The organism is Streptomyces sp. 130, assembly GCF_007096885.1.
In the GTDB taxonomy this organism is placed as follows: domain Bacteria; phylum Actinomycetota; class Actinomycetes; order Streptomycetales; family Streptomycetaceae; genus Streptomyces.
This window is the reverse complement of record NZ_VJNO01000067.1, coordinates 1-15,913: the sequence shown is the minus strand read 5'-3', so window position 1 is coordinate 15,913 and position 15,913 is coordinate 1. Positions and strand designations below refer to the sequence as shown.

Annotated in this window: 1 protein-coding gene and 2 pseudogenes; all 3 read right to left on the bottom strand. The window is 73.1% G+C overall.

The features are described 5' to 3' along the window. Window positions 1-4,493, bottom strand: a 4,493-nt coding sequence (locus tag FKN01_RS31350; RefSeq protein WP_143626042.1) for a non-ribosomal peptide synthetase, incomplete at its 3' end; no start/stop codon positions are given. Beyond that, window positions 4,490-4,735 (bottom strand): annotated as a pseudogene (locus tag FKN01_RS33760) (phosphopantetheine-binding protein); the annotation flags it as partial. The pseudogene FKN01_RS33760 and the gene FKN01_RS31350, both read right to left, overlap by 4 nt. 129 nt (window positions 4,736-4,864) lie before the next feature. Next, window positions 4,865-15,901 (bottom strand): annotated as a pseudogene (locus FKN01_RS31345) (amino acid adenylation domain-containing protein); the annotation flags it as partial. Between the last annotated feature and the right edge of the window lie 12 nt (window positions 15,902-15,913).

Sequence of the window (15,913 nt, the reverse complement as noted above, 5' to 3'; positions counted from 1 at the left end):
AACTCCGGCAACGTCACCAACTCCCCCGACCGCCCGGCCACACTCCAGCCCGACAGCCGCTCACACTCCCCCGGCAGCCAGATGTCGGCGCCGGAGACCGGGAGAGACGGATTGTCCGCGACGGCTTCGAGGACCCGCGCGAACCGGCCGGCCAGGGCCATCACCGACGCCTCGTCGAACAGGTCGGCGGCGTACTCCAGGACGCCTGAGATGCCCTCGGTGTCCGCCTCCTCGGCCAGCTGCAGGGTCAGGTCGAACTTCGCGGAGTCCAGGGCGAGCGGCTCCACGGCCACGTCGAGTCCGGGCAGGTCGAGGCGGCCCCGGGCGTTGTTCTGCAGGACGAGCATGACCTGGAACAGCGGCTGCCGGGCCGCCGAGCGCTCCACGCCCAGCGCGTCCACCAGCCGGTCGAACGGCACATCCGCATGCGCATGCGCACCCAGATGCACCTCCCGCACCCGCTCCAGCAACTCCACGAACGACGGATCACCCGAAACATCCGTACGCAGCACCACCGTGTTCACGAAGAACCCGACCAGATCGTCCAGACCCTCATCCGACCGGCCCGCCACAGGGGCGCCCACCGGCAGGTCCTCGCCCGCGCCCAGCCGGGCAAGCGTCACCAGCAGTGCCGCGTGCAGCACCATGAACAGCGACACACCCTGCTCCCGGGCGAGCCTCGTCAGCCGCTCGTGGACCCGCGCGTCCACGGTGAGCGGCACCGTGCCCCCGGTGTGCGAGGCGGTCAACGGCCTCGGCCGGTCACAGGGCAGCGCGATCTCCGCCGGGGCGCCTTCCAGCACCTTGCGCCAGTAGTCGAGCTGGCGGGATATCAGGCTGTCGGGGTCGTCCTCGGAGCCGAGCAGGCGGCGCTGCCACACCGCGTAGTCCGCGTACTGCACCGGCAGCGCGGGCCAGGCCGGGGCACCGCCCGCGCACCGGGCCTCGTAAGCCTGCGACAGGTCCTTCAGGAGCGGCGCCATCGACCAGCCGTCGGCGGCGATGTGGTGCGCGACCAGGAGCAGCACCCACTCGCCGGGGCCGGCCTCGAAGAGGCGGGCCCGCACGGGGACCTCGCGGGCCAGGTCGAACGGCTCCCGCGCGGCGGCGGCGAGCGCGTCGGCGAGCGCGCCCGCCGGTGCCGTCTCGACCTTCAGGTCGATGCCTGCAGCCGGGTGTATCCGCTGGACCGGTTCGCCCTCCACCACCTCGATGGCGGTGCGCAGCGTCTCGTGCCGGGCGAGCACGTCGCCGAGGGCGGCGCGCAGCGCCACGACGTCCAGGGTGCCCGTCAGACGCAGCGCCATCGGCATGTTGTACGCCGCGCCGGGGCCGTCGAACTGGTCGAGGAACCACAGCCGTTGCTGAGCGTGCGACAGCGGCAGCGGCCCGGATCGCGGGGCCGGCGAGAGCGCCGGGCGCACGTCGCCGTCGGCGCGCAGGCGGGTGGCGAGGCCGGCCGGGGTGGGGGTGTCGAAGACGGCGCGGACGCCCGGGTCGGCGCCGAGGCTGGAGCGGATGCGCGCCACGAGCCGGGTGGCCAGCAGGGAGTGTCCGCCGAGTTCGAAGAAGGAGTCGTCGGCGCCGACCCGGTCCAGGCCGAGGACGTCGGCGAAGAGCGCGCACAGGACTTCCTCGTGCTGAGTGCGCGGTGCGCGGTAGGTGCCGGCGGTGAACTCGGGCTCGGGCAGCGCCTTGCGGTCGATCTTGCCGTTGGGGGTCAGCGGCATCGCGTCGAGGGCGACGATCGCCGCGGGCACCATGTACTCGGGCACCCGCTCGCCCACGAAGGTGCTCAGTGCGGCCGGTGCGGGGGCGTCGGCGGCGTCCCGCGCGGTGATGTAGGCGGCGAGCCGGCTTGCGCCCGTGGAGTCGGGGCGGGCGACGACGACGGCCTGGGCGACGCCGGGGTGCGCGGTGAGGGCCGACTCGATCTCCCCGAGTTCGATGCGGAAGCCGCGGACCTTGACCTGGTTGTCGGTGCGGCCCGCGTACTCCAGCTGCCCGTCGCGGCGCCAGCGGGCCAGGTCGCCGGTGCGGTACATGCGGCGCCCGGGGGCGAAGGGGTGGGCGACGAACCGTTCGGCGGTCAGGCCGTTTCGGTGCAGGTAGCCGCGGGCGAGGCCGTCACCGGCGATGTACAGATCGCCGAGCACGCCGGTCGGCACCGGGCGCAGCGCCTGGTCCAGGACGTAGACCTGGGTGTTGGCGATCGGCCGTCCGATGGGCGGGGTGTCGGGGTGCTGCGCGATGTCGGCGAGCGTGGACCAGATGGTCGTCTCGGTCGGCCCGTACAGGTTGGTGACGCCCGCCGCCTGCTCGGCAAGGGTGCGGGCCAGGTCTGCGGGCAGGGCTTCGCCGCCGACGAGGACGCGCAGTCCGCGCAGCGCTTCGGGGGCGTGCGTGCTGAGCAGCCGCCAGAAGGAGGGGGTGGCCTGCGCCACTGTCACCCGGTGCCGTTCGATCATGTCGTGGACGGCGGCGGGCTGCAGCACCGTGTCGCGGTCGACGACGACGACGCCCGCGCCGTTGAGGAGCGGCAGGAAGAGTTCGAGCGCGGCGATGTCGAAGGCGATCGTGGTGACGGTGAGCAGCCGGTCGGCCGGGCCCAGGGCGAACGTGGACTGCATCGAGGCCAGGAAGTTGCCGAGGGCACCCCGCGAGACGACGACGCCCTTGGGCTTGCCGGTCGAGCCCGAGGTGTAGATGGCGTAGGCGGCGTGGTCCGCGCCGCAGCGCGCTGCCGGTGCCGTGGCCGGGTAGCCGTCGAGGTCGGCGGCGAGGGCGTCGGCGTCGAGGACGAGCAGCGGCTCGGCGTCGCGCAGGACGGACTCGTTGCGGGAGGCGGGGAAGTTCAGGTCGATCGGCAGGTAGGCCGCGCCGGCCTTCAGTACGGCGAGGAGGGCGACGACCATGTCGGTGCCCCGGGGCAGGGCCACGGCGACGAAGCGCTCGGGTCCTGCTCCGCGCTCGACCAGCCAGTGCGCCAAGCGGTTGGCCCGGGTGTCGAGTTCGCGGTAGGTGAGCGTCGTCGTGTCGTCGGTGACGGCGAGCGCGTCGGGGGTGCGGGCGGCCTGGAGTGCGAAGAGCTCCGGCAGGTCGTCGCAGGGGGTGGGGGCGGCGGTGTCGTTCCACTCTACGAGGGTGCGTTCCCGCTCGTCGGGGGTGAGGACGTCGGCCGTGGAGATGGGCGCGCCGGGGGCTTCGGCGAGCCGGTCCAGCAGGAGCCGCAGCCGGTCGGCGACGGTCTGCACCGTGGCCCGGTCGAAGAGGCCGGTGGCGTACTCGATGCTGCCGTGCACGGCTGTGCCGGCGGCGGTGGGGACCTCGCCCATGGTGAAGGTCAGGTCGAATTTGGCGCTCTGGGTGCCCACCGGCTGGGGGGTGACGACGAGTCCGGGCAGGCGGAAGTCGGGCCGGGCCACGTTCTGCCAGATGAACATGGTCTGGAAAACGGGGTGGTAGGCGGTGGAGCGCTCGGGGTTGAGCAGTTCCACGAGCCGTTCGAAGGGGATGTCCTGGTGATCGTAGGCGGCGAGGGCCTTGTCGCGGACGCGGTCGACGAGCTCGTCGAAAGTGGGATCGCCCGACAGGTCGGTACGGAGCACCCAGGTGTTGGCGAAGTAGCCGACGAGGTCGGCCAGGGCCTCGTCGGTGCGGCCGGCGATGGGTGATCCCATGGCGATGTCGTCGCCGCCGCCGAGCCGGCCCAGGAGCACGGCGACGGCCGCCTGGACCACCATGGACAACGTCGCGCGCCGGGCGCGGGCGAGGTCACCGAGGCGGGTGACGGTCTCGGGTGCGAGGCTGAAGGGCACGCTGTCGCCCTCGTGCCGGGTGCCGGAGCCGCGGGGCCGGTCGAGGGGCAACGCGAGCGGCTGCGGGATGCCGGTCAGCTCGCCCTGCCAGTAGCGCAGCTGGGTGGACAGGCGGCTGTGCGGGTCGGTCTCGGAACCGAGCAGTTCCTGCTGCCACAGCGTGTAGTCGCCGTACTGCACGGGGAGTTCGTCCCAGTGCGGGGCGTGGCCCGCGCTGCGCGCCGTGTAGGCCGTGCCGAGGTCCTTGACGAGCGGTGCCATCGACTCGCCGTCGGCGGCGATGTGGTGGACCACGACGACCAGCAGATGGTCCTGCGGCGCGCTGCGCAGCAGGGTCGCGCGGATGGGGATGCCGGCTGCCAGGTCGAAGGCCCGGTCGGCGAACCGTGCGGCCGCGTCCAGGGCGTCGTCGGCGGCGACGGGGACGACGTCGAAGTCGAACTCGGCTTCCTGCAGCGGGAGTACGTGCTGGTAGGGCGTGGCCGAAGCGTCGGTTCTGAAGACGGTGCGCAGGCTTTCGTGGCGGCCCGCCACGTCACGCAGGGCCGTGTGCAGGGCCTCGGTGTCGAGGTCTCCGGTCAGCCTGAGGGCCATCGAGATGTTGTAGGTGCTGCTCGGGCCTTCCAGCTGGTCGAGGAACCAGAGGCGGCGCTGCGCGAAGGACAGGGGGATCACTTGGCATCTGCTCCTTGAGTCATGCGGCGCAGCCGAGGCCTGCTCGACCTGTTCATGCTCTGCCAGTGCGCTGACAGATCGGCCACCGTGGGGAATTCGAAGAGGGACCGGATCGGGATTTCGACCTCGAGCCGGAGAAGGATCTTGCGGGCGAGCCGGGTGGCGAGGAGGGAGTGTCCACCCAGGTCGAAGAAGGAGTCGTCGATGCCGACCCGCTCGAGGCCGAGGACTTCGGCGAACAGGTCGCACAGCACCTCCTCCTGCGCGGTGCGCGGCGGCCGGGAGGCCGCCGCCGTGAACTGCGGCGCGGGCAGGGCCGCGCGGTCGAGCTTTCCGTTGGGGGTGAGCGGGAACCGGTCGAGGACGACGAAGGCGCTCGGCACCATGTAGTCCGGCAGCCGTCCTGCGAGGTGGGCCCGTAGTTTGTCGACGGCCGGCGCGCTGTCGCCGGGCGCCGGTGTCACGTAGCCGACCAGCCTCGTGCCGCCGTCCGGCGCCGTGAACGTACCGACCGTGGCGCGGCCGACGCCGGGCACGTCGCCGAGTGCCGCCTCGATCTCGGCGGGTTCGATGCGGAAGCCGCGGATCTTGACCTGGTGGTCGGTGCGGCCCGCGTACTCCAGTTGCCCGTCGGCGTTCCAGCGGGCCAGGTCGCCGGTGCGGTACATGCGGGCGCCGGGCGCGCCGTGCGGGTCGGCGACGAAGCGGTCGGCCGTCAGCGCGGACTGCCCGTGGTAGCCGCGGCCCATGCAGGCGCCGGCGACGTACAACTCGCCCACGGTGCCCGGCGGGACCGGGGTGAGGCCGGGGCCGAGCACGTACGTGCGGACGCCGCGCAGCGGGGTGCCGATGGGCACGCCGCCGGTGGCCGTGCACGGGGTGTGGGCGGGCAGGGCGAAGGCGGTCGCGTAGAAGGTTTCGCTCTGGCCGTAGCCGTTGACGATCCGCACGCCGGGCCGCGCCTCGCGGATGCGGCGCACGAGGTCGCCGGGCAGGGCCTCCCCCGCGAAGACGAGGGTGTCGGCCGGGATGCCGTCCGCGCCCTGGGTGAGGAGTTCGGTCAGGACCGAGGGGACGGTACTGACGACGTCGACGGGATGCCCGCCCTGCTCGGCGATGACCAGCGCGTCGCGGACCAGGGTGATGGTGCCGCCGGTGGACAGGGCGGTGAACATCTCGAACACCGACACGTCGAAGTTGACCGAGGTGCCGGCGAGCATCCGCCGGCCCGGGGCCGCGTCGATGATCTCGGCGAGGTGGGCGATCCCGTTGGTGATGTTGCCGTGGGTGATGGTGACGCCCTTGGGGGTGCCGGTCGAGCCGGACGTGTACATCACGTACGCGGCGTGGTCCGGCAGCGGCTGTGCCGGGGCCCGGTGCGGGCCCGTGGCGGTGCCGAGGTCCGCGAAGTGAATCCGCTCGACGGGGGTGTCGGGCAGCGTCGGTCCGGTCGCCGGGTCCGTGATCAGGAACCGGGGCGCGGCCTGCGTCAGGACGTGGGCCAGACGGCCGCTGGGGTAGGCGGGGTCGATGGGCAGATACGCGCCGCCCGCCTTGAGGACGGCCAGCAGGGCCACCACCAGGTCCGGGGTTCTGGGCAGCGCGACGGCGACGACCGTCTCGGGGCCGACACCGCGGCGGTTCAGGTCCGCGGCCACCCGCCCGGCCCGGGCGTCGAGTTCCGCGTACGTGATCCGGTCGCCGCCGCAGACCACCGCGTCGGCGTCCGGCGTCCGGGCGGCCTGCCGTGCGACGGCCTCGGGCACGGTGGTCGCGGCGCCGGCCGCGGCCGCCCGGTGCACGCCGGTCAGCGACCACTGCCGCTCCTGCGGGGTGAGCAGGTCGAGCTGGGCCACCCGCTGCCCGGAGTCGGCGGCGATCTGCCGCAGGACGCGGGCGAAGCGGTCGGCGAGGGTGCGCACCGTGTCCTCGGCGAGGACGGCCCGCTGGTGGTGGAGGGTCAGGCGCAGCAGCGGGTCGGCGGCGGCGATGACGGTCAGCGGATAGTGCGTGCCGGCGTAGGGCCGGGTCCCGGTGATCGTCATCTCGGTGTCGCTGTTGGCCCGGCTGAGTCCTGCCTGGTCCACGGGGAACGACTCGAAGGCGATCATCGTGTCGAACAGGAGGCTCAGGCCGGTGTGCCGGTGGATCTCGGTGAGCGCGTGGTGATGGTGGTCGAGCAGCGCCGCCTGCCGTTCCTGCAGCGCGGTCAGCACCTCGGCGAGGGTGTCGCCCTGGGTGTGCCGCAGTCGGACGGGCAGGGTGTTGATGAACAGGCCGACCATGGTGTCGATGCCGTCGAGGGCGGGCGGCCGGCCGGAGACGGTGGCGCCGAAGACGACGTCCTCACGGTCGGTGAGCGCGCCGAGCAGCAGCCCCCAGGCGCCCTGGACCAGGGTGTTGAGGGTGACGCCGAGTTCGGCCGCGCGGCGGGCGAGTGCCTCGGCGTCGGCGGGCGTCAGCGCCACCTCCACCTGGCCGACGCCGTCCGGGCCCTCGCCCTTGGGCAGGGCCGCGGCCAGCAGGGTCGGCTCGTGCACGCCGTCGAGCTCGTCGGCCCAGGCCCGCGCGGAGCCTTCCCCGTCCTGGCCGTTCAGCCAGATCAGGAATTCCCGGAAGCCGCGGGCCCGGGGCAGGGCGCCCGGGTCGCCGTGGGCCGCGTACAGGCGCAGCAGGTCCTGGACGAGGACGGGCAGCGACCAGCCGTCGAACAGCACGTGGTGTGCGGTGAGGACGAGTTCGCTCTCCGCCTCGCCGGTCCTGACCAGCGTCATGCGCAGCAGCGGCGGCCGTGCCGGGTCGAAGGGGGTGCGCAGGTCCCGGGCGAGCAGGTCCTCGTACGCCCGCTCGCGTGCGGCCGTGTCGGCAAGGTGCCGCAGATCGGTCTCGCGCCACGGCAACTCGACCTTGTCGGGGACGAGTTGGACCTGCCCTTCGGTGGCGTCGACGAACGCGACGCGCAGATTGGGATAGCGGTCCAGGAGTGCCTGGCCCGCCGCGCGCAGCCGGGCCGGGTCGACGGGCCCACCGAGCCGGAAGGCGAACTGCATGGTGTAGTCGTCGAATCCCGTGCCGGCGAGCTCCGCGTGGAAGAGCAGCCCGGACTGCAGCGGTGTCAGCGGCCAGACGTCGGCCAGGGCACCGTATCGGCGCCGCCAGTCGTCGAGGTCGGTCTGGGCCACGTCGACCAGGGGGAGGTCGGAGGGGGTGAGCCCGCCGGCCGCCGGGTCGGTGCACACGTGCCGGGCGAGCGCGGTGAGCGCGTCTCGCCACAGGCCGGCCAGCTCGTCGACGTCGTCGGCGTCGAGCAGTGCGGCGGGGAAGGCGAACACGGCGCCGAGCCGGGGTCCTTCCGCGCCGTCGGTGACGACCGCGTTGACGTCGAGGGCGCAGGACACCGGCATGTCGGCGTCGAGGGCGGCGAGCGCGCCGCCCTCGGGGGCCTGGGCCCAGCCGAGTCCGCGCAGTTCCTCGGGCAGGTCCGCTGCGGAGAACCGGCCCAGGTAGTTGAAGCCGATCTGCGGCTCCCGGTCCGCCAGCCGGTCGGCGGTGTCCTTGTTGAGGTGGCGCAGCAGGCCGAAGCCCATGCCCTTGCCGGGGACGGACCGCAGCTGTTCCTTGACGGCCTTGACGGCGCGGCCCGCGGCGCCCCCTCCGGCCAGCGCCTCGCCGAGGTCGCAGCCCGCGACGTCCAGGCGGACCGGGTACATGCTGGTGAACCAGCCCACGGTGCGGGACAGGTCGGCGCCCGGCACCAGCCCCTCCTCGCGGCCGTGGCCTTCGAGGCGGATCAGCGCGGAGGTCTCGCCGACTCCGCGCCGCGCGCGCCACTGGGCGAGCGCGAGGGCGAGGGCGGTGAGCAGGCCGTCGTCGACGCCGCCGTGGAACGCCGCGGGCAGTGCGGTGAGCAGCGTCCGCGTCACCTCGGCGGGGACGGAGACGTGCACCCGCTCGACCGTGTCCATCGTGTCGGTCGCCCGGTCCACGGGGCGGGCCCCGAGCAGTGGGTCCGGGCCCGCCAGCACCTCTTGCCAGTACGGCAGCTCAGCCACCCGCTCGGGGCGGGTCGCCTCTTGGGTCAGGGCGTGCGCCCAGCGGCGGGCGGAGGTGCCGACCGCAGGCAGGGCCGGGGTGCGGCCCGCGCGGACCTGTTCCCAGGCGGCGGCGAGGTCGGGCAGCAGGATTCGCCACGACACCCCGTCGACGACCAGGTGGTGCAGGACGACGAGGAGCCGGCCGGTGCTGCCGTCGCGGGGGGCGAACCACACGAACTGGGCCATGGCGCCGGCGGCCGGGTCGAGGCGGCCGGCGGCCGCGTCGAGTTCTCGGGTCAGCGACTGCCGCCAGGCGTCGGTGTGCCAGTCGCCGTCGCAGGTGACGTGGCGCAGCACGGACGCGGCCGGCACCGTGCCCGGCTCCCCCGTCTCCAGGGCGCCGTCACCTTCGGTGATGAGCCGCGCGCGCAGTACGTCGTGTGTGTCGAGGACGGCCTGCACGGTCGCGGTGAGGGACGGCCCGTCGACGCCGTCCGGCAGGGTGAGGACCATCGACTGCTGGAACCGGCCGTAACCGCCGCCGAGTTCGAGCAGATGGCGGCCGATCGGCGGCAGCGGGGAGCGGCCCACACCGCCGCCCTCCAGCTCGGCGAGGGCCGGCGTCGCCGTGCCTTCGCGGCCGGCGGCGAGCGCGGCCAGGGCGGCGACGGTGCGCTGCTCGAAGACCTCGCGGGGGCTGATCTCCACCCCCGCCGCGCGGGCCCGGGCGACGACCTGGATGGAGCGGATGCTGTCGCCGCCGACGGTGAAGAAGTCGTCGTCGACGCCGACGCTGTCCAGGCCCAGCACGTCCGCGTACACGGAGCACAGGAGTTCCTCGTGGGCGGTGGCCGGGGCGCGGAAGGCCCGGCCCGATGTGACCTCCGGTTCAGGAAGCGCCGCCCGGTCGAGCTTGCCGTTCGCGGTGAGCGGCAGCCGGTCCATGACCATGAACGCGGACGGCACCATGTACGCCGGGAGGCGGCCCGCGAGCGAGGCCCGCAGGGCGTCCAGGTCGAGGGTGCCGGCCGCGGCGACGACGTACCCGATCAGCTGCTGTCCGCCGCCGTGCCCGTCGCGGACCACGACGGCGGCCTGGGCGATCGCCGGGTCGGCGAGCAGGGCGGTCTCGATCTCGCCGGGTTCGATGCGGAAGCCGCGCAGCTGCACCTGGTCGTCGCTGCGGCCCAGGTGTTCCAGGCGCCCGTCGACGAGCATCCGGCCGACGTCACCGGTGCGGTACATGCGGGTGCCCGGGGCGCCGTACGGGTCGGCGACGAAGCGGCTGCCGGTCAGAGCGGTCCTGCCGAGGTACCCGCGGGAGAGCCCGGCGCCCGCCACGTACAGGTCGCCCGGCACGCCCGGCGGCTGTGGCCTGAGCCGCTCGTCGAGGACGTAGACCGCCAGGTCGGGGATGGGCACGCCGACGACGGAGCCGGGGGCCGCGGCGGCACCGGCCTCGTCGAACGCCACGTAGGTGATGTGCACGGTGGTCTCGGTGGTGCCGTACATGTTCACCAGGACCGGCGCGTCGTCGGCGTGCCTGGCGTACCAGGACGCGAGGCGTCCCGGGTCGAGGGCTTCGCCGCCGAACACCACGTGCCGCAGCGCGAGCCGGCTGCCGACCTGGGGCAACTCCTCGTCGGCGGCCATGAGCTGGTAGAACGCCGAGGGGGTCTGGCTGAGCACGGTGACCCGCTCGTCGGCGAGCAGGGCGAGGAAGTCGTGCGGGTTGCGGCTGGTCTCGTACGACACGACGACGACCCGGCCGCCGTAGAGCAGCGCGCCCCACAGTTCCCAGACGGAGAAGTCGAAGGCGTAGGAGTGGAACAGCGTCCACACGTCTTCGGTTCCGAAGCCGAACCAGTCGTGGGTCGCGTCCATCAGCCGCATCACGTTGCCGTGTCCGACGACGACGCCCTTGGGCCGCCCGGTGGAGCCGGACGTGTAGATGACGTACGCCGGCTGGTCCGGCGTCACGACGGTGCCCGGGTGGTCGGTGGGGTAGGCGCGGGCTGCGGCCATGACCTCGGGGGTGACGGTCGTGACCGGCCGCGAGTCCTGGAGCATGTACGCGATGCGGTCGGCCGGATAGGCCGGGTCGACCGGCACGTACGCCGCCCCCGACTTCAGGATGCCGAGGATCGCGACGGGCAGCTCGTGGGTGCGCGGCACGCTCAGCGCCACGAACCGCTCGGCGCCCGCGCCCTGCTCCACCAGCAGCCGGGCCAGCTGGTTGGCTCGCTCGTCGAGTTCCCGGTAGGTGAGGGTGGTGGTGCCGTACGACACGGCGGGCGCGTCGGGGGTGGCCGCGGCCTGCCGTTCGAAGCGGGCGACGACGGTGTCGACGACCGGGATGCCGGCAGGCGCCGCGGTGAGCTCCTGGCGTTCGGCCTCCGTCAGCAGGCTGACGTCCGCGATCCGGGTGAGCGGGCGGGTCACCACCTCGCGCACCGTCCGCAGGAACCAGGCGGTGAGCGCCTCGGCCGTGGTGCGGTCGAAGAGGTCGACGGCGAATTCGACGGTGCCCTCGACGCGGCGCCCGTGCGGGCCGCCCGTCTCGCCCATGCCGAAGGTCAGGTCGAACTTGGCGGAGTCGACCGCCACCGGCTCATACCCCACCCGCAGGCCGTCGAGTTCGAAGTCGGGCCGGCTGACGTTCTGCCAGATGAACATGGTCTGGAACAGCGGGTGGTAGGCGGTGGAGCGCTCGGGGTTGAGCAGTTCCACCAGCCGCTCGAAGGGGACGTCCTGGTTGTCGTACGCCGTGAGCGCCTTGTCCCGCACCCGGGCGAGCACGTCGCGGAAGGTGGGCCGGCCGGACAGGTCGGTGCGCAGCACCCAGGTGTTGGCGAAGAACCCGACGAGCCCGGCAAGGGCCTCGTCGGTGCGCCCGGCGATCGGCGAGCCGATCGTGACGTCGTCGCCGGCGCCGATCCGGTGCAGCAGGACGGCGAGGGCGGCCTGCAGCACCATCGACACGGTCGCACCCTCGTGCCGGGCCACCTCCTGTATCCGTGCGTAGAGTTCGGGTTCGATGACGAAGGGCACCCGGTCACCGCGGTGGCTCGCGGTGACCGGCCGCGGCCGGTCGGTGGGCAGCTGCAGCGGCTGCGGAATGCCGGACAGCTCGGACGCCCAATAGGCCAGCTGGGAGGAGAGGCGGCTGTCCGGGTCGTTCTCGTCGCCGAGCAGCTTTTCCTGCCACAGCGCGTAGTCCGCGTACTGCACCGCGAGCGCGTCGAGCTGTGGCGCCCGGCCTTCGAGACGGGCCCGGTAGGCGGCGACCAGGTCGCGCGACAGCGGCGCCATCGACTCCCCGTCACCGGCGATGTGGTGCACCACCAGCACCAGCACGTGCTCCTCATCGGCGACCTCGAACAGCGAGGCCCGCAGCGGGACCTCCCCGGCCAGGTCAAAGGCGTACGACGCGGCCCGCGCGACCAGCAGGGACACCTCGTCGGACGCCACGGGCACCACCGGCATCTCCAGGGAGTACTCCCCCTCGGCCAGCACCCGCTGGAACGGCACGCCCGCCTCGTCCGACGACACGGTCGTACGCAGGCTCTCGTGCCGGGCCACCACGTCCGCCACCGCGGCCCGCAACGCAGCGACGTCCAGCGCGCCGGTCAGCCGGAGCGCGACCGTGATGTTGTAGGTGGCGCTCGGGCCCTCGAACTGGTCGAGGAACCACAGCCGCCGCTGCGCGTAGGACAACGGCAGCCGCTCCGGGCGTACCTGGGGCTCCAGCGCGGGGCGGTCCGTGTCGCCGGCGTCGAGCCGGGCCGCGAGGGCGGCCACCGTGGGTGCCTCGAACACGGCGCGGACGCTGACCTCGGCGTTCAGGACGGCACGCAGCCGCGAGACGAGCCGGGTCGCGAGGAGGGAGTGCCCGCCGAGGTCGAAGAACGACTCGTCGATGCCGATCCGGTCGAGGCCGAGGACCTCGGCGAACAGAGCGCACAGCACCTCTTCCTGCGGTGTCCCCGGCGCCCGGGACTCCCCGGCCGTGAACTCCGGCTGCGGCAGCGCCTTGCGGTCCACCTTGCCGATGGGGGTGAGCGGCAGCGCGTCGAGCACCATGACGGCGGCGGGGACCATGTATTCGGGCAGCCGCTCGGCCAGGAACCGGCGCAGGTCCGTCGCGTCGGGGGGTGTCGCCGCGGCGGCGGGGGTCGGTGCCGCGTAGCCCACGAGCTGCTTGCCCCGGCCGATCCCGGGAATCTCCCGGGCGACCACGATGGCCTGCGCGATGTCGGGGTGGCCGGTGAGCGTCGCCCCGATCTCGCCGAGTTCGACGCGGAACCCGCGCACCTTCACCTGCTCGTCGACGCGGCCGACGAACATGATCTGCCCGTGCTCGTTCCACCGCACCAGGTCGCCGGTGCGGTACAGCCGCTCCCCGGTGCCGAACGGGCTGGCCACGAAGCGACCCGCGGTCAGGGCCGCCTGGTGCAGATAGCCGCGTACGACGCCTGACCCGGCGACGTACAGTTCGCCGACGAGGCCGGGGGCGACGAGCCGCAGGCCCGCGTCGAGGACGTACAGACGCATGTTGTCGAGCGGGCCGCCGATGGGCACCTCGGTGGCGTCCTCGGGGACCGGCCCGATGCGGTTGTAGGTGGCGAAGACGGTGACCTCGGTGGGCCCGTACATCACCACGACCTGGGTGTCCGGGCAGGCCTGCTGCACTCGGCGGACGGCGGCGGGCGAGACGACGTCTCCGCCGGGCCGCACCTCGACGACCGAGGCGAAGCACTCGGGGTGCTCCTGGGCCATCACCGCGAACAGGCCGGCCGTCAGGAACATGCCGGTGACCTTGCTGGAGCTGATCAGCTCGGCGAGCTCCCGGGTGTCGACGCGGCCGGGCGGCGCGATGACGATGTGCCCGCCCTTGAACAGCGGCACCCACACCTCGTACGTCGACGAGTCGAAGGAGTGCGGGGAGTGCATCAGGACCCGCTGCGCCGCGCGGTCGGAAAAGCCCCGGTCCAGGGCGAGTTCGGTCGCGTCGCGGTGCGAGGACGGCACGCCCTTCGGCTCGCCCGTCGACCCCGATGTGAACATCACGTACGCCAGCTGATCCGGGTGGATGCGCACAGCCGGGTCCGTGACGGGACCGTCCGCGGTGGCGGCTACGTCCGCGGCGGTGAGGACCACGGACACGCCCGCCTTGGCGCACACCCTTGCGCGGTGTTCGGCGGACCAGTCGGGGAACAGCGGCACGTAGGCGCCGCCGGCCTTGGCGATGCCCAGTTCCGCGACGACGAGTTCGACGCACCGCTCCATCCACACGGCGACCAGCGATTCGGCGCCGACGCCGGCGGATATCAGGTGGTGCGCGAGCTGGTTGGCCCGTGCGTCCAGCTCCGCGTAGGTGAGCCGGACGTCCCCGTACTCGATGGCGAGCGCGTGGGGGGTGCGGGCGAGCTGCTCGGCGAACAGCTCGGGGATCGTGGTGAGCGGCACATCCGTTGCCGTGTCGTTCCAGCCGTCCAGCGTCTCGCGCTCGCCGGGCAGCAGCGCGTCGAGCTGGGCGAGGCTGCTGCGGGGCGCGGCGGCGACGGTACGCAGCAGGTGCTGGTAGCGCGTGAGGATCTTGTTCGCCTGCTCCTGGTCGAAGGCAGTGGTCTGGTAGTCCAGGCGCAGTCGCTTCCCCTCTCCGTCGGGGATCACCGCGAGGGCCAGCGGGTAGTGCGTGGCGTCGACGCCTTCGACGATCCGGACGTCCAGGTGCCTGCTGTCGTCCCCTTCGGCGGAGTTGCGCACCACGGGGTAGTTCTCGTAGACGGTGAGGGTGTCGAACAGCTGCCCCGCTCCGGCGAGTTGCTGAATGTCGGTGAGCCCGAGGTGGTGGTGCGCGAGCAGAGCGGCCTGCTCCTGCTGGACCCGCTGGACGAGACCGGCGAAGGTCTCGGCCGCTTCGAGGCGGATGCGGACCGGCAGCGTGTTGATGAACAGGCCCACCATCGACTCCACGCCCGCCAGCTCGGCGGGACGGCCCGAGACGACCGAGCCGAAGACCACGTCGTCACGGCCGGTGAGCCCGCCCACCAGGACGCCCCACACCGTCTGGACGAGCGTGTTGAGCGTGACGCCCCAGGAGCGCGCCAGCGCGGTCAGCTCCGTGACGAGGCCGCTGTCCAGCTCCGCCCGCAGCTGGGCCGGGACCCGGGTGTCCGCCGCCACGAAGGCCGGCGCCACCAGGGTGGGCTCCTCCACCCCCGCCAGCGCCTCCCGCCAGGCCGCCTCCGCGGCCGGCCGGTCCGCCTGCGCGAGCCAGGCCAGGTAGTCGCGGTAGGGCCCGGAGACGGTGGGCCCGGGGGCGGCCGTCTGCCGGTAGTGGGCGAACATCTGGGTGAAGAGGACCGGCATGGACCAGCCGTCGAGCAGGATGTGGTGGTTGGTGAGGATCAGGCGGTGGCGGTCTTCGCCGAGCCGGACCAGCACCCATCGCAGCAGCGGGGGCCGCCGCAGATCGAAGGGCATGGCTCGTTCACGGTCCGCGACGGCGCGGGCCTCGTCCTCCGGGGCGTCGTACGCCGACACGTCCAGGGTGCGGAAGGGTGCCGTCGCCGACGCGGGCACGACCTGCAGCCACCGGCCGTCTGCGGTCTGGCGGAACCCGGCCCGGAGGTTCGCATGCCGGTCCAGGACGGCCTGGGCGGATTCGCGCAGCCGGTCGACGTCCAGGGGCCCGGTAAGGTCGAGGGCCAGCTGGGCGGTGTAGACGTCCGTGGTCTGCTCGTCGTATCCGGCGTGGAAGGCCAGGCCCTGCTGGAGCGGGGAGAGGGAGAGGACGTCTTCCAGCGCGAGGCCTTCCGCGGCGAGTTCTGCCGTGAGGCCGTCGATGTCGTCCTGAGCGAGCTCTACGAGCGGGAAGTCGGACGGCGTGTGCCCGCCCGCACCCTGCTCCACCGCCTCCACGATCGCGGCCAGTTCTCCGAACCAGGCCTCGGCCAGCTCCTCGACCCGGTCCCGGGACAGGATCTCGCCCGCCCAGGACCACACAGCCCGCAGCACCGGGCCGCCCTCACCGCCCTCCTCGATCAGCGAGTTCACCTCGACCACGTGCGCCAACGGCATACGCGGATCCATCCCGCCATGCAGCGCCAGACCACCACCCTCACCACCCGTGGTGAAGCGGCCGAGGTAGTTGAAGCCGATCTGCGGTTCCGGACCGGCCAGGTCGGGGGCGGTCTCCTGGTTCAGATAACGCAGCAGGCCATAACCCAGGCCCTTGTCCGGGACCCGGCGCAGCTGCTCCTTCACCCGCCGCACCGACGTAGCCGCATCCCCCTCCCCCGCGTCCAGCGCCACCGGGTACACCGAGGTGAACCAACCCACCGTCCGCGAGAGATCGACCCCGGGCAGTTCCTCACGCCC